This window comes from Pseudomonas sp. MM227 (genome assembly GCF_947090715.1).
Classification (GTDB): domain Bacteria; phylum Pseudomonadota; class Gammaproteobacteria; order Pseudomonadales; family Pseudomonadaceae; genus Aquipseudomonas; species Aquipseudomonas baltica.
The window spans coordinates 4,391,888-4,407,633 of the sequence record NZ_OX352319.1 but is presented as its reverse complement, the minus strand read 5'-3'; the positions used below and the strand labels follow the sequence as shown (position 1 = coordinate 4,407,633).

General features: G+C 62.4%; 14 protein-coding genes. 12 read left to right on the top strand and 2 right to left on the bottom strand.

Going from position 1 to position 15,746, the window contains the following annotated elements; genetic code table 11:
- Nucleotides 1-120 precede the first annotated feature (120 nt).
- The 8 genes from ONG87_RS20055 (at nt 121) to ONG87_RS20020 (ending at nt 9,444) form a co-directional block, all read left to right on the top strand.
- Nucleotides 121-1,479 carry a glutamine synthetase family protein gene (locus tag ONG87_RS20055; protein ID WP_122479873.1) on the top strand — a complete coding sequence of 453 codons (1,359 nt, stop codon included), beginning with the start codon at nt 121-123 and terminating at the stop codon, nt 1,477-1,479.
- A gap of 16 nt (nt 1,480-1,495) precedes the next feature.
- Nucleotides 1,496-2,860, top strand: coding sequence for an aspartate aminotransferase family protein (locus tag ONG87_RS20050; RefSeq protein ID WP_264381914.1), 1,365 nt, complete (start codon nt 1,496-1,498; stop codon nt 2,858-2,860).
- A 212-nt stretch (nt 2,861-3,072) separates the two neighbouring features.
- Nucleotides 3,073-4,170, top strand: a complete 1,098-nt coding sequence (locus ONG87_RS20045) for a polyamine ABC transporter substrate-binding protein (protein ID WP_122479871.1) — start codon at nt 3,073-3,075, stop codon at nt 4,168-4,170.
- A 193-nt stretch (nt 4,171-4,363) separates the two neighbouring features.
- Nucleotides 4,364-5,458: a polyamine ABC transporter substrate-binding protein gene (locus ONG87_RS20040; RefSeq protein ID WP_122479870.1), complete on the top strand. Its 1,095-nt coding sequence runs from the start codon at nt 4,364-4,366 to the stop codon at nt 5,456-5,458.
- A 56-nt stretch (nt 5,459-5,514) separates the two neighbouring features.
- The gene (gene potA / locus ONG87_RS20035; protein WP_122479869.1) at nt 5,515-6,657 is read left to right on the top strand and encodes a polyamine ABC transporter ATP-binding protein; all 1,143 of its coding nucleotides are present in this window, start codon (nt 5,515-5,517) and stop codon (nt 6,655-6,657) included.
- A 35-nt stretch (nt 6,658-6,692) separates the two neighbouring features.
- Complete coding sequence (locus ONG87_RS20030; protein WP_163007645.1) at nt 6,693-7,574, top strand: ABC transporter permease subunit; 882 nt, start codon at nt 6,693-6,695, stop codon at nt 7,572-7,574.
- Nucleotides 7,571-8,455 (top strand): ABC transporter permease subunit, encoded by an 885-nt coding sequence (locus ONG87_RS20025; RefSeq protein ID WP_122479867.1) that lies wholly within the window; start codon nt 7,571-7,573, stop codon nt 8,453-8,455. Before ONG87_RS20030 ends, ONG87_RS20025 begins: the two co-directional genes overlap by 4 nt.
- Before the next feature lie 65 nt (nt 8,456-8,520).
- Nucleotides 8,521-9,444, top strand: coding sequence for an alpha/beta hydrolase (locus ONG87_RS20020; RefSeq protein ID WP_122479866.1), 924 nt, complete (start codon nt 8,521-8,523; stop codon nt 9,442-9,444).
- Between the two features lie 86 nt (nt 9,445-9,530).
- Here ONG87_RS20020 and ONG87_RS20015 read toward each other — a convergent pair whose 3' ends face one another.
- Nucleotides 9,531-10,283: a DUF2059 domain-containing protein gene (locus ONG87_RS20015; RefSeq protein WP_122479865.1), complete on the bottom strand. Its 753-nt coding sequence runs from the start codon at nt 10,281-10,283 to the stop codon at nt 9,531-9,533.
- 141 nt (nt 10,284-10,424) lie between these two features.
- Between ONG87_RS20015 and ONG87_RS20010 the strand changes: the two genes are divergently transcribed.
- Nucleotides 10,425-11,060, top strand: a complete 636-nt coding sequence (locus tag ONG87_RS20010; protein WP_264381913.1) for a 2OG-Fe(II) oxygenase — start codon at nt 10,425-10,427, stop codon at nt 11,058-11,060.
- Nucleotides 11,061-11,186: 126 nt separating this feature from the next.
- Here ONG87_RS20010 and serA read toward each other — a convergent pair whose 3' ends face one another.
- Complete coding sequence (serA, locus tag ONG87_RS20005) at nt 11,187-12,416, bottom strand: phosphoglycerate dehydrogenase (RefSeq protein WP_122479863.1); 1,230 nt, start codon at nt 12,414-12,416, stop codon at nt 11,187-11,189.
- A gap of 214 nt (nt 12,417-12,630) precedes the next feature.
- Here serA and ONG87_RS20000 point away from each other — a divergent pair, with 214 nt between their 5' ends.
- The 3 genes from ONG87_RS20000 to ONG87_RS19990 all read left to right on the top strand — a co-directional run bounded on the left by ONG87_RS20000 (nt 12,631) and on the right by ONG87_RS19990 (nt 15,741).
- Nucleotides 12,631-14,025 (top strand): FAD-binding oxidoreductase, encoded by a 1,395-nt coding sequence (locus ONG87_RS20000; protein ID WP_264381912.1) that lies wholly within the window; start codon nt 12,631-12,633, stop codon nt 14,023-14,025.
- 28 nt (nt 14,026-14,053) lie between these two features.
- A complete protein-coding gene (locus ONG87_RS19995) occupies nt 14,054-14,719 on the top strand; it encodes a fumarylacetoacetate hydrolase family protein (RefSeq protein WP_122796203.1) in 666 nt (221 codons plus the stop codon).
- A 110-nt stretch (nt 14,720-14,829) separates the two neighbouring features.
- Nucleotides 14,830-15,741: an SdiA-regulated domain-containing protein gene (locus ONG87_RS19990; protein ID WP_122479860.1), complete on the top strand. Its 912-nt coding sequence runs from the start codon at nt 14,830-14,832 to the stop codon at nt 15,739-15,741.
- The last annotated feature ends 5 nt before the right edge of the window (nt 15,742-15,746 follow it).

Below are 15,746 nucleotides of genomic sequence, written 5' to 3'. Positions count from 1 at the left end.
GGTATCGAGAGGCCGGGTGGGCAGTGTGCCGCCCTCGCTTGACCGCTTTCCCAACGACGCCCACGCGTCAACACGTGCCCGGCTCGCCGCGAGCCAGGTCAATGGCCTCCTGAGGTATTTATGAGTCCCAACCTCGACCAGCTCACCGATTGGTTGAAAGATCACAAGATCACCGAAGTCGAATGCCTGATCGCCGACCTCACCGGGATCACCCGCGGCAAGATTTCCCCGACCAACAAGTTCATCGCCGAAAAAGGCATGCGCTTGCCGGAAAGTGTTCTATTGCAAACCGTGACTGGCGACTATGTAGAAGACGACATCTACTACGAGTTGCTCGACCCTGCCGACATCGACATGATCTGCCGCCCCGACGAGAACGCGGTGTTTCTCGTTCCCTGGGCCATAGAGCCCACGGCGCAGGTCATCCACGACACGTACGACAAGCAGGGCAACCCCATCGAGCTGTCGCCGCGCAACGTGCTCAAGAAGGTCTTGAAGCTGTATGCGGACCGAGGCTGGCAGCCGATCGTGGCGCCGGAGATGGAGTTCTACCTGACCAAGCGCTGCGAAGACCCGGACTTCCCGCTGCAGCCGCCGATCGGCCGCTCGGGACGCCCGGAAACCGGTCGGCAATCGTTTTCCATCGAAGCGGCGAACGAGTTCGATCCGTTGTTCGAAGACGTCTACGACTGGTGCGAGGCGCAGAACCTGGACCTCGACACCCTGATCCACGAAGACGGCACGGCGCAGATGGAAATCAACTTCCGGCACGGCAATGCCCTGCACCTGGCCGACCAGATCCTGGTGTTCAAACGCACCATGCGCGAGGCCGCGCTCAAGCACAACGTCGCCGCCACTTTCATGGCCAAGCCGATGACGGGCGAGCCGGGCAGTGCCATGCACCTGCACCAGAGCATCGTCGATTCGGCCACCGGCAAGAACATCTTCGCCAACGAAGACGGCTCGATGAGCCAGCTGTTCCTGCACCACGTCGGCGGCCTGCAGAAATTCATTCCCGAACTGCTGCCGCTGTTCGCGCCCAACGTCAATTCGTTCCGTCGTTTCCTGCCCGACACTTCGGCGCCGGTCAACGTCGAGTGGGGCGAGGAAAACCGCACCGTTGGCCTGCGCGTGCCCGACGCCACGCCGCAGAACCGGCGGGTCGAGAACCGCTTGCCGGGCGCCGATGCCAACCCGTACCTGGCCATCGCCGCCAGCTTGTTGTGCGGCTACATCGGCATGGTCGAGGGCCTGAACCCGAGTGCGCCGGTGCAGGGCCGCGGCTACGAGCGGCGCAACCTGCGGCTGCCGTTGACCATCGAGGATGCGCTGGAGCGCATGGAAAACTGCAAGACGGTGGAGAAGTACCTGGGCAAGAAATTCGTCGTTGGCTATGTTGCGGTCAAGCGCGCCGAACACGAAAACTTCAAACGCGTGATCAGCTCGTGGGAACGTGAGTTCCTGCTGTTCGCGGTGTGAGAAAAAGGAGCGACAGATGAGCAACAACAACCCCCAGACCCAGCATTGGCAAGACTTGAGCAGCGCCCACCACCTGGCGCCGTTCAGCGACTACACGCAGCTGGCGCAGAAGGGTCCGCGGATCATCACCAAGGCCGACGGCGTGTACCTGTGGGACAGCGAAGGGCACAAGATCCTCGACGGCATGGCCGGCCTGTGGTGCGTGGCGATCGGCTACGGTCGCGAGGAGCTGGTGCAGGCAGCCAGCAAGCAGATGTGCGAACTGCCGTACTACAACCTGTTCTTCCAGACCGCCCACCCGCCCGCTCTCGAGCTGGCCAAGGCCATCGCCGACCTGGCGCCCGAGGGCATGAACCATGTGTTCTTCACCGGCTCCGGTTCCGAGGGCAACGACACCGTGCTGCGCCTGGTGCGCCATTACTGGGCGCTCAAGGGCAAGCCCGAGAAAAAGGTGATCATCAGCCGCATCAATGGCTACCACGGCTCCACGGTGGCTGGCGCCAGTCTGGGCGGCATGTCGGGCATGCACGAGCAGGGCGATCTGCCGATCCCGGGCATCGTGCACATTGCCCAGCCGTACTGGTTCGGCGAGGGTGGTGACATGACCCCGGACGCGTTCGGCATCTGGGCCGCCGATCAGTTGGAAAAGAAGATCCTGGAAGTGGGCGAAGACAACGTCGCGGCGTTCATCGCCGAGCCGATCCAGGGCGCCGGCGGCGTGATCATTCCGCCCGAGACTTACTGGCCGAAGGTCAAGCAAGTGCTGGCGCGCTACGACATCCTGTTCGTGGCCGATGAAGTCATCTGCGGCTTCGGCCGTACCGGCCACTGGTTCGGCAGCGACTACTATGATCTGGCGCCCGACCTGATGACCATCGCCAAGGGCCTCACCAGCGGCTACATCCCCATGGGCGGCGTGATCGTGCGCGATGAGGTGGTGCAGGTGATCAACCAGGGTGGCGACTTCAACCACGGCTTCACCTATTCCGGGCATCCGGTCGCGGCGGCGGTGGCGCTGGAAAACCTGCGCATCCTGCGCGACGAGCACATCGTCGACACGGTCCGGACCGATGCGGCACCGTATTTGCAAAAGCGTCTGCGCGAACTGCAGGACCATCCGCTGGTGGGTGAGGTCCGTGGCCTGGGCATGCTCGGCGCAATCGAACTGGTCAAGGACAAGGCGACTCGCAGCCGTCACGAAGGGCGGGGCGCCGGTATGATCTGTCGGCAGTTCTGCTTCGACAACGGGCTGATCATGCGGGCCGTCGGTGACACCATGATCATTGCACCGCCGCTGGTCATCAGCCACGCCGAGATCGACGAGCTGGTGAGCAAGGCACGGCTTTGCCTGGACCTGACACTCGAAGCACTCGGGGGCTAGATGCTAGGCTTGCTCCCGTCGGGAGCATCGGTACGCAAAATGCGACGGCGTTCCGTAGGAGCGGTCACCGGCCGCGAAAGCTGCGACGCGGTCTCGACTGATACCGCAGTGGTTTCTTCGCGGCCAATGACCGCTCCTACGGATCATCAAAACACGGCACTCGATCAATATTGGCATCAGGTTAAGACCAAGAACATTTAGGAGCACAACGCATGAAGATATTTGGCAAGACCCTCCTCGCCGTGGCCCTGATGGGGGCGATGGCCAGTGCTGCGCAGGCAGACGACAAGGTTCTGCACGTGTACAACTGGTCGGACTACATCGCGCCGGACACGATCAAGCAATTCGAGGCGGAGTCGGGGATCAAGGTCGTCTACGACGTATTCGACAGCAACGAAACCCTGGAAGCCAAACTGCTGGCCGGCAAGTCCGGCTACGATATCGTCGTGCCTTCCAACAACTTCCTGGCCAAGCAGATCAAGGCCGGTGTTTACCAGGAACTGGACCGCTCGAAACTGCCGAACTGGAAAAACCTCAACGAATCGCTGCTCAAGGCGGTCTCGGTGAGCGACCCGGACAACAAGCATGCCTTCCCGTACATGTGGGGCTCGATCGGCATCGGCTTCAACGCCGACAAGGTCAAGGCTGCGCTGGGCGCCGATGCACCGACCAACAGCTGGGACCTGCTGTTCAAGCCGGAAAACGCGGCCAAGCTGAAGTCGTGCGGCATCAGCTTCCTTGATTCGCCCACCGAGATGCTGCCGATCGCCCTGCATTACCTGGGCTACCCGACGGACTCGCAGGACAAGAAGCAGCTTGCCGAGGCCGAGGCGCTGTTCCTCAAGGTGCGTCCATCGATCGGTTACTTCCATTCCTCCAAGTACATCTCCGACCTGGCCAACGGCAATATCTGCGTGGCCGTGGGGTATTCGGGTGACATCTACCAGGCCAAGTCGCGCGCCGAAGAAGCGGGTGGCAAGGTCAAGGTCAGCTACAACATTCCCAAGGAAGGCGCTGGCAGCTTCTTCGACATGGTCGCCATCCCCAAGGATGCCGAGAACGTCGAAGGCGCCTACAAGTTCATGACCTTCCTGATGAAACCGGAAGTCATGGCCGAGATCACCAACAGCGTGCAGTTCCCCAACGGTAACCAGGCTGCAACAGCATTGGTGGATAAAGCCATCAGCGGCGATCCGGGCATCTACCCGCCGGCCGATGTGCAGGCCAAGCTGTATGCCATTGCCGACCTGCCGGCGGCGACGCAGCGCATCATGACGCGCAGCTGGACCAAGATTAAGTCGGGCAAGTAAGCCGGGCTGGTATTGCGATGCGCCTTTCGCGGCCGATGACCGCTCCCACACATACCCCGTAGGAGCGGCCCGTGGCCGCGAATGGCGCACCGCGAGCTCGGGCCAGGTGAATCAGCAATTGCGGCGCGCGCGCATGGGCTGTAAGTTGCGCGCCGGTTTGTCTTATAGAACAAACGCTTGAGAGGACCTCCACTTGTCACACTCTTTGTTTCGCAAGGCCATGCTGATCGGTGCGGGTCTGACCCTGGCGCTCAATGCTCAAGCGGCAGGCACCGTACACATCTACAACTGGTCCGACTACATCGGCGAGAGCACCCTGGCGGATTTCGAAGCCGCCACCGGGATCAAGCCGATCTACGACGTCTTCGACTCCAATGAAACCCTGGAAGGCAAGTTGCTGGCCGGCCATACCGGCTACGACGTGGTGGTGCCGTCCAACCACTTCCTGGGCAAACAGATCAAGGCCGGGGCGTTCCAGAAACTGGACAAGGCCCAGCTGACCAACTATTCCAACCTCGATCCGGTGCTGCTCAAGCGCCTGGAAAAGAACGATCCGGGTAACCAGTACGCCGTTCCCTATCTGTGGGGTACCAACGGCATTGGTTACAACGTGGAAAAGATCAAGGCCGTGCTGGGCGTCGACAAGATCGACTCCTGGGCCATGGTGTTCGAGCCCGAAAACATCAAGAAACTGTCCAAGTGCGGCGTCGCCTTTCTCGACTCGCCCGACGAGATGTTCCCGGCCGTGCTCAACTACATGGGCCTGGACCCCAACACCACCGACGAGAAGCTCTACAAGCAAGCCGAGGCCAAGCTGCTCAAGGTCCGTCCGTACGTGACCTACTTCCATTCCTCCAAGTACATCAGCGACCTGGCCAATGGCAACATCTGTGTGGCCGTGGGTTATTCCGGCGACATATTCCAGGCCAAGGCACGGGCCGAGGAAGCCGGCAAGGGCATCAAGCTGGCCTACTCGATTCCCAAGGAAGGCGGCAACCTGTGGTTCGACATGCTGGCCATCCCCGCCGATGCGCCGGATGCCAAGCAGGGCCTGGCGTTCATCGACTACCTGTTGAAGCCTGAAGTGATTGCCAAGGTCAGCGACTATGTCGGCTATGCCAACCCCAATCTCAAGTCTGGCGAGCTGATGGATCAGGACGTGCGCAACGACGAGGCGGTCTACCCGCCACAGGCCATCCAGGACAAGCTCTACGTCAACGTCGAGCTGCCGCCCAAGGTGCAGCGTTTGATGACCCGCAGCTGGACCAAGGTCAAGTCGGGCAAATAAATACTCGGGGCGGCCCGATCCAGAGCCGCCCCCACTCAAGTTTGGGAGTTTCGTGAATGGCTGTTGCCTCCAGCGCCTACAAAAAAGCCCTCGAAGGCAGCCAGCAACCGAAAAAGGTGCTGGTCCGGATCGAAAAGGTAACGAAGAAATTCGACGAAACGGTGGCCGTGGACGACGTGTCGCTGGAAATCAACCAGGGTGAGATCTTCGCCTTGCTGGGCGGGTCCGGTTCCGGCAAGTCCACCCTGCTGCGCATGCTGGCTGGCTTCGAACGGCCGACCGAGGGGCGTATTTTCCTCGACGGCGTGGACATCACCGATATGCCGCCCTACGAGCGGCCGATCAACATGATGTTCCAGTCCTACGCGTTGTTTCCGCACATGACCGTGGCGCAGAACATCGCCTTCGGGCTCAAGCAGGACAAACTGCCGGCGGCCGAAATCGACGCACGCGTGGCGGAAATGCTCAAGCTGGTGCAGATGACCCAGTACGGCAAGCGCAAGCCGCACCAGTTGTCCGGTGGCCAGCGTCAGCGCGTTGCGCTGGCACGCTCGCTGGCGAAAAAGCCCAAGCTGTTGCTGCTCGACGAGCCGATGGGCGCGCTGGACAAGAAGCTGCGCTCGCAGATGCAACTGGAACTGGTGGAGATCATCGAGCGGGTTGGCGTGACCTGCGTGATGGTGACCCACGACCAGGAAGAGGCCATGACCATGGCTCAGCGCATCGCCATCATGCACCTGGGCTGGATCGCGCAGATCGGCAGCCCGATCGACATCTACGAAACCCCCACCAGCCGCCTGGTGTGCGAGTTCATCGGCAACGTCAACCTGTTCGAAGGCCAGGTGGTCGAGGACATGGAAGGCTACGCACTGATCAGCAGCCCGGAGCTGGAGCGCAGCATCTATGTCGGTCACGGTGTAAGTACCGCTGCCGAAGACAAGAACGTGACCTACGCCATTCGCCCGGAAAAGATGTTGGTGACCACCCAGCAGCCCGACAGCGAACACAACTGGTCGCGCGGCAAGGTCCATGACATCGCCTACCTGGGCGGCCATTCGGTGTTCCACGTGCAGTTGCCGTGCGGCAAGCTGGTGCAGTCGTTCGTGGCCAACGCCGAGCGCCGTGGCGCCCGGCCGACCTGGGACGACGAAGTGTTCGTCTGGTGGGAAGACGACAGCGGCGTGGTACTGCGCTCATGAAGCTGCGCAAGATCAAACGCAAGCTCAAGAGGATCATCCCCAACGGTCGCCAGATGGTCATCGGCGTACCGTTCCTGTGGCTGTTCCTGTTCTTCATGCTGCCGTTCTTCATCGTGCTCAAGATCAGCTTCGCCGAAGCCGACGTGGCGATCCCGCCGTACACCGAAATCTGGAGCTACGCCGAACAGAAGTTCGAGTTGATCCTCAATTTCGCCAACTACGCGCTGCTCACCGAAGACGATCTGTACATCTCGGCCTATCTGGGCTCGTTGAAGATGGCCTTCTTCAGCACCCTGATCTGCCTGCTGCTCGGCTATCCCATGGCCTATGCCATCAGCAAGGCACGCAAGGACCTGCAGACCGTGCTCCTGCTGCTGATCATGATGCCGACCTGGACGGCGATCCTGATCCGCGTGTATGCCTGGATGGGCATCCTGAGCAACAACGGCCTGCTCAATGCCTTCCTGATGTGGCTGGGGGTGATCGACCAGCCGCTGCAGATTCTCAACACCAACCTGGCGGTGTACATCGGGGTGGTCTATGCGTACCTGCCATTCATGATCCTGCCGCTGTTCGCCAATCTGGTGAAGCATGACAACAGCTTGCTGGAGGCTGCTTCCGACCTGGGATCGAGCACCTTCAACAGTTTCTGGAAGATCACCGTGCCGCTGTCGAAGAACGGCATCATCGCCGGCTGCATGCTGGTATTCATTCCGGTGGTCGGCGAGTTCGTGATTCCCGAGCTGCTGGGTGGCCCGGAAACCCTGATGATCGGCCGCGTGTTGTGGCAGGAATTCTTCAACAACCGCGACTGGCCCGTTGCCTCGGCATTGGCTGTGTTGATGCTGGCGATTCTGATCGTGCCCATCGTGCTGTTCAATCGCAGCCAGGCCAAAGAACTGGAGGGCAAGGCATGAAGCGTTTCGGGTTCTCCAAACTGATCCTGGTGCTGGGGCTGGTGTTCATCTACGCGCCGATGCTGATCCTGGTCATCTATTCCTTCAACGCCTCGCGCCTGGTGACGGTCTGGGGCGGCTGGTCGGTGCAGTGGTACGTCGGCCTGCTGGACAACTCCCAGCTGATGGGTGCGGTGATGCGCTCGCTGGAAATCGCCTGCTACACGGCAGTGACGGCCGTGGCCCTGGGGACCATGGCGGCGTTCGTGCTGACGCGCATCAGTCGCTTCAAGGGGCGCACCATGTTCGGCGGCCTGGTGACGGCGCCGCTGGTGATGCCCGAGGTGATTACCGGTCTGTCCTTGCTGCTGCTGTTCGTGGCCATGGCCCAGGTGATCGGCTGGCCGCAGGAGCGTGGCATCGCCACGATCTGGATCGCTCATACCACCTTCTGTGCCTCCTACGTGGCGGTGGTGGTGTCATCGCGGTTGCGCGAGCTGGACCTGTCGATCGAAGAGGCGGCCATGGACTTGGGTGCGCGGCCCTGGAAGGTGTTCTTTCTGATCACCATTCCCATGATCGCGCCATCGCTGGCGGCCGGCGGGATGATGTCCTTCGCGCTGTCGCTGGACGATCTGGTGCTGGCCAGCTTCGTTTCCGGGCCGGGTTCCACGACCCTGCCGATGGAAGTTTTTTCGGCGGTCCGCCTGGGCGTGAAGCCTGAGATCAATGCGGTGGCCAGCCTGATTCTGCTGGCCGTTTCGTTGGTGACGTTCCTGGTATGGTATTTCGGGCGTCGGGCCGAAGAGCGTCGTCGCAAGGCGATCCAGCAAGCCATCGAGGAAAGCGCCGCCAACTCCTGGCAACAGCCCAAGACGCAACGGCCGGCAGCGTCGGTGTGATGAGGGCAGGGCGCTGGATCTCCAGCGCCCTGGCCAGCACACGTATTGCCTTGGAACAATCGTCCATGCCCATTGCATTTCATCCCGACACCCTGCGAAATTCCCTGCCACCCTTGGGCACCCGACAGCCGCTGTCCGATGAGGCTCAGGCCTACCAGCGCTTCTATCAGCTCGACCTGCCCGTACAAAGCTGGCTGGGGCGCTTCAGTGCCGCCGGCTTCGACCTGGTGGCCCAAGTGTGGCTGCCGGAGCGGCCTGTCGCCACGCTCTTCGTCATGCACGGTTTCTACGATCACATGGGGTTGTACCGGCACGCCGTGCAGTGGGCCTTGGCGCGTGGCTTCGCGGTCATTTCCTGCGACCTGCCGGGCCATGGTCTGTCCAGCGGCGAGCGAGCCAGCATTCACAGCTTTGCCGATTACCAGGCCACGCTCGATGGCCTGTTCGCCGAAGCATGTACCCTGCAGCTGCCGCAGCCCTGGCACTTGCTGGGGCAGAGCACCGGTGGCGCGATCATCGTCGACCATCTGCTGCACCAGGGCGCGCAGTCCGCGGCGCAGGGGCAGGTGCTGCTGATGGCGCCGCTGGTGCGGCCCAGCGCATGGGGTTTGTCCAAACTCAGCTATCGCGTGCTGAAGCCGTTCGTCAACGGCATTGCCAGGCGGTTCAGCGCCAATACCAACGACCCGGATTTCATGCCGTTCCTGCAGGCGGACCCGCTGCAGCCCGTGCGCCTGCCGACAGCGTGGGTGGGGGCGTTGGTGCAGTGGGTGCAGCACATCGAAGCAGCGCCGCGCAGCCCGCGCACGGTGGTGGTCGTGCAGGGAGAGGATGACGACACCGTGGATTGGCGGCACAACCTCAAGGTGCTGCGCGCAAAGTTCGCCGAGGTGCGGGTGTTGCAGGTGGCGGGGGCCCGGCATCATCTGGTCAATGAGCTGCCTGCGATTCGGGCGAAGTGTTTCGATTTCTTCGAACAGAATCTGTAACCGAGTCGTCTGCTTCGCGGCCGCTGACCGCTCCTACGGGGGTGGGCCATTGCTGCGGGTGGGTCAGCGGCCGCGAACGGCGCCCCTCAGTTTCCCGCCTTGCCCGGTGTCTGTCCAACCGCCAGCCCAGCCCGTACCGCCTCCAGGGCCGCCTGATAATAAGCCTGGCCAGCGGCAGACTCGGCGAAGCCGACGAACTCCTCCAGTTCCGGATCGGACAATTCGCGGTACACGTACAGCAGCGTATTGTTCAGGTCGATGGCGATCTGCTGTTGCAGCCGCTCACGCTGGCCATCGAGCAGACCTGCAGCCTGGCCGCCCCCCAACAGACCTGGAATCATCGAGCTGAGGCTGTCGGCGGCCACCCCGGCGATCGCCAGGCTGACCTCTGCGCCAGCCTGGCGCGCCGGCAGTGCCTGCGCCAGATGGCCGATCAACAGCGCGCGGGTCGACTCGACCTGCAGTTTCGGCAGGCCCTGGGCGTTCTTGGCCAGTTGATCACTGCGGGTGGCCAGCAGCTCGGCGGCGACGATCTTGCGGCCCAGGGCAGACTCGAAGAAGGCGAGGGCCGGTTTGGGATCGGCCAGGCCCTGGCGCAGTCGCGCTTCGGCCCGCTGGTCCATGGCCTGCGCCGCGAAGCGTTGGTCGCTGTTGCTCACCAGTGCCTGGAAAACCGCCGGTGGCAAGCTGCTCTGGTAGCGCTGCTGGGCCGCCTTGAGGGCGTCGCTGAAATGCGCCCTTTGTTCAGGCCAGCCAGCGGCCTTGTACAGCAGGTCGTGGTCGTCGGCCCAGGCGGGCGTCGTACTGAACATCATCAAGAACACAAGGACGCGGCGCATAGGGACTCCTGTCGGCAAGGGGCCATTGTCCGTGGCATTGCCTGGCTTTGTCGAGAAGTGACATGCACGCTGCGCCTCGATGCATCGACTGCGCAGCGACCTCGTGCAAGCCTCTGTCGGTTTTGCAGGCGTATGGATACTATGCCGGGCATGCAAATACCTTCTGATCATCCACTGCTGCTGCGCATCGTCGACGACCTGGCCGAGCACGGCTGGTCGCAGCAGGAACTCTTCGTGCCCCAGGCTTTGACCCTGGCGCTGGCGGCCGAGTGCCGTACCCGCCATGCCCAAGGCGAACTGGCGCCGGCGGCCGTCGGGCGCGGTCCATCCCAGGAGATCCGCGAAGGCATTCGCGGTGACCGCATCCAGTGGATCGAACCGGGCGAAGCCGTGCCGTGCGATGCCTACATGCAGATCATGGACAGCCTGCGCGAGGCGCTCAATCGTGGTCTGTTTCTGGGCCTGGAAGACTTCGAATGCCATTTCGCCCTGTACCCACCGGGCAGCGTCTACCTGCGCCACCTGGATCGCTTTCGCGACGATGACCGGCGCATGGTGTCAGCGGTGCTGTACCTGAACGATGCGGATTGGGGCGAGGAGGATGGCGGTCAGCTGCGCATGTACCTGCGCGGGGACACGGCGTACGACGTGCAGCCGATCGGTGGCACGCTGGTGGTGTTTCTTTCCGGAGAAGTGCCGCACGAAGTGATGCCGGCGCAGCGCAATCGGCTGTCGCTGACCGGCTGGTTCCGCCGTCGGGGCAACGAGCCGTTCTGATACACCGCGTCGCCTGGTTCGCGGCTACTAGCCGCTCCTACAGGGGATCTGGGTTGATTGTAGGAGCGGCTGGCAGCCGCGAACCAGAGGACGCGGTGTGCCAGGCACACCGCAATCCGGCCGCTATCAGAACAATACGCGGCAGCGAATGGTTCCGGTGACCTGTTGCAGCTTTTCCTGCGCCAGGTCCGAGTAATCGGCGTCGACGTCGATCACCACATAGCCGACCTTTTCGTTGGTCTGCAGGAACTGGCCGGAGATGTTGATGGCGTTCTCGGCGAAGACCTTGTTGATCTCCATCATCACGCCCGGCACGTTCTCGTGGATGTGCAGCAGACGGTGCTTGCCAGGGTGCGCGGGCAAAGCCACTTCCGGGAAGTTGACCGACGACACCGAGGTACCGTTGTCGCTGTACTTGACCAGTTTCTCGGCCACTTCCAGGCCGATGTTGGCCTGCGCCTCGGCGGTGGAACCACCGATGTGCGGGGTCAGGATGACGTTGTCCAGGCCACGCAGCGGGCTTTCGAAGATGTCGTCGTTGGAGCGTGGCTCGACCGGGAACACGTCGATGGCAGCGCCGATCAGGTGCTTGTCCTTGATCGCCTCGGCCAGTGCGTCGAGCTCGACCACGGTGCCGCGCGCGGCGTTGATGAGGATACCGCCCTTCTTGATGGCACGGATTTCCTTCTCGCCGATCATCCACTGGGTGGCGGCGGTTTCAGGCACATGCAGGGTGACGATGTCGCTCATGCCCAGCAGCTCGGTCAGGCTGCCGACCTGGGTGGCGTTGCCCAGCGGCAGCTTGGTCACGGTGTCGTAGAAGTACACCTGCATGCCCAGGCCTTCGGCCAGGACCGACAGCTGGGTGCCGATCGAGCCATAGCCGACGATGCCCAGTTTCTTGCCGCGGATCTCGAAGGAGTTCGCCGCGCTCTTGATCCAGCCGCCACGGTGGCAGGAAGCGTTCTTCTCGGGGATGCCGCGCAACAGCAGAATGGCTTCGGCCAGCACCAGTTCGGCCACGGAACGGGTGTTGGAATACGGTGCGTTGAACACCGCGATACCGCGTTCGCGAGCGGCTGACAGATCAACCTGGTTGGTGCCGATGCAGAAGCAGCCCACGGCGACCAGTTTCTTCGCACAGTCGAACAGCTCTTCGGTCAGCTGGGTGCGCGAGCGAATGCCGATGAAGTGCGCATCGGCGATCTTTTCCTTGAGTTCGGCTTCGGGCAGCGACTTGGTGTGGTACTCGATGCTGGTGTAGCCGGCAGCCTTGAGGACGTCCACGGCGGATTGGTGGACGCCTTCGAGAAGAAGGAACTTGATCTTGCTCTTGTCGAGGGAAGTCTTGCTCATCTGCGTAAACCTGTGTCCCGAAAAAAATGGCAGGAAGTGAAGCGGCGCACACCGGGCCAGGGCTCGATTGGCGGGGGGCGTATGCTAGCATAGCCTCCCTGTCGTACGCCCATCCTGGGTCATGAGCCGTTCTCAGGGTGACTATGAATGGTCCGAGGTTTAGCGGGCCGCGAATCGCCCGATTCGTGAATCCTTCACTTGCAGAGTCGCGTCCATGAACCGTCATGCCCTGATCGATGAACTCAAGACCCTGCTCGAGCTTGGCAAGGTCCTCACCGATGCCGCCTCCCTCGACACCTACGGCCGGGACTGGACCAAACAGTACGCCCCGGCACCCAGCGCCATCGTCTTTCCCAAGACCACCGAGCAGGTCCAGGCCATCGTGCGCTGGGCCAACGAGCGCAAGGTGGCGCTGGTCCCTTCGGGTGGGCGTACCGGTCTGTCGGCTGCGGCGGTGGCGGCCAACGGCGAGGTGGTGGTGTCGTTCGACTACATGAACAAGGTGCTCGACTTCAACGCCACCGACCGCACCGTGGTCTGCCAACCAGGCGTCATCACCAAGCAGCTGCAGAACCTGGCCGAGGAAAACGGCCTGTACTACCCGGTGGACTTCGCCTCGTCGGGTTCCAGCCAGATCGGCGGCAACATCGGCACCAACGCCGGCGGCATCAAGGTCATCCGCTACGGCATGACGCGCAACTGGGTGGCGGGCCTCAAAGTGGTCACCGGCCAGGGCGATGTACTGGAGCTGAACAAGGACCTGGTCAAGAACGCCACCGGCTACGACCTGCGTCAGTTGTTCATCGGCGCCGAAGGCACCCTGGGGTTCATCGTCGAGGCCACCATGCGCCTGGACCGTGCGCCGAAGAACCTCACCGCGATGGTGCTCGGCACCACCGACTTCGATGCGATCATGCCGGTGCTGCATGCGTTTCAGGGCAAGCTCGACCTCACGGCGTTCGAGTTCTTTTCCGACAAGGCGCTGGCCAAGGTGCTGGGCCGCGGCGACGTGCCGGCGCCGTTCGAAACGGCCTGCCCGTTCTATGCCCTGCTGGAGTTCGAAGCCACCACCGACGACATCGCCGACACCGCGCTGGCCACCTTCGAACACTGCATGGAGCAGGGCTGGGTGCTCGATGGCGTCATGAGCCAGAGCGAGCAGCAGTTGCGCAACCTGTGGAAGCTGCGCGAGTACATCTCCGAAACCATTTCCCACTGGGTGCCGTACAAGAACGACATCTCGGTGACCATTTCCAAGGTGCCGGCTTTCCTGCGCGAGATCGACGCCATCGTCAGCGAGCGCTATCCGGCATTCGACGTGCTCTGGTACGGCCACATCGGCGACGGCAACCTGCACCTGAACATCCTCAAGCCCGAGCATATGGACAAGGACGCATTCTTTGCCGAATGTGCGCTGGTCAATACCGAGGTCTTCGAAACCGTGCGCAGGTATAACGGCTCCATCTCCGCCGAGCACGGCGTGGGCATGGTCAAGCGCGACTACCTGCAGTACAGCCGCTCGCCGGTCGAAATCCAGTACATGAAAGCCATGAAGGCAGTGTTCGACCCCAATGGGATCATGAACCCTGGCAAGATCTTTTCCATTTGATACGTTCATCTGAGCAGAGGTTCGAGCAATGAGCTACCAGCACCAGTACATCGACGGTACCCGCATCCACTTTCCGCTGGGCAAGGTGGTGTGCATCGGCCGCAACTACGCCGAGCATGCCAAGGAGCTGGACAACCCGATTCCGACCGAGCCGCTGCTGTTCATCAAGCCAAGCAGCTGCGTGGTGCCGTTGCAGGAAACCTTCACCATTCCGACCGATCGCGGCGCGGTGCACTACGAGGCGGAAATCGCGGTGCTGCTGGGCAAGTCACTGAGCACCCGGCCCAGTGCCGAAGAAGTCATCGATGCCATCTCCGGCTTCGCCCCGGCGCTGGACCTGACCCTGCGCGACGTCCAGGCGCGCCTGCGCGAGAAGGGCCTGCCGTGGGAAATCGCCAAGTCGTTCGACGGCGCGGCAGTGATCGCACCGTTCGTATCGGCCGACAGCTTCCCTGACCTCACCGACATCCCGATACGCCTGACCATCGACGGCGACGTGCGCCAGGACGGCAACAGCAACCTGATGCTCAACCCCATCGTGCCGATGATCCAGTACATGGCCGGGTGCTTCTCGCTGCAGGCTGGCGACGTGATCCTCACCGGCACCCCGGCCGGGGTAGGCCCGCTCGAAATCGGCGCCGAAATCGTGCTGGAACTGCCCGGTGTCAGCCGCTTCACCAGCCGCGTCCAGTAGTCGCCCCACGCCTCACCTTTTTTTTACATTCGATCTGGATAATGCCCCCACCCAAGTGGGTGCATTGTTCGGATGTGCCCGTATGAATCCGTCTCCAGCAAGGGTACTTCATGGTCCGCGCCGCGCTGCATTCATCCCGCCCCCTGCATAAACGTTGGTACCTGTGGACCTTGCTGGTGCTGCTGATCGCCTACATCGTCGCGGTGGTCTTGCACTGGGACGACCGCGCCGAGCTGTGGGTGCAGGAGTGGACGCACAACAGCACCGAGCGCAAGGCCAGTGTCTGGCTGCCTGACTATGAAGCCGTGATCGACGCCAAGGCCCTGCCCGGCATGGAAGGCGACGAAGCCTCGGACATCACCTATCACCCCGGCACCCGTACCTTGTTCGCGGTGATGGGCAAGAACCCCTATCTGGTCGAGCTGAGCCTGCAGGGCGACGTGCTGCGCAAGATGCCGCTGACCGGCTGGAGCAATCCGGAGGCCATCACCACACTCGCCGATGGGCGCCTGGCGATCATCGACGAGCGCCAGCACCAACTGACCGTGGTCAAGGTCGAGGCCGACACCCGCGAGCTGAACATCGCCGACTTCGCGCCGTTCGACCTCGGCCCTTCGGCGGACCAGAACAAGGCTTTCGAAGCCCTGGCCTGGGATCCGCGCAACCAGCGCCTGTTGCTTGGCGAAGAAAGACCACCGGCGCTGTTCTCGCTGAAGCTGGGCAGCGATGGCCTGCCCACCGGCGAGAAGCAACGCCTCGATGCGCCCGACCTGGACATGCGCAACCTTTCGGCGCTGGCAGTGGATCCGCGCACCGGTCACCGCCTGCTGCTCTCGGCCGACTCGCACCTGCTCATGGAATACGACGAAACCGGCAAGCAGTGGAGCTTCATGACCCTGCTGGGCGGCATGAACGGACTCAAGGACACCATTCCCCGCGCCGAAGGCGTGACCATGGACGACGAAGGCACGATCTACCTGGTCAGCGAGCCGAATCTGTTCTACGTATTGCGCAAGCGTTGAGCCGG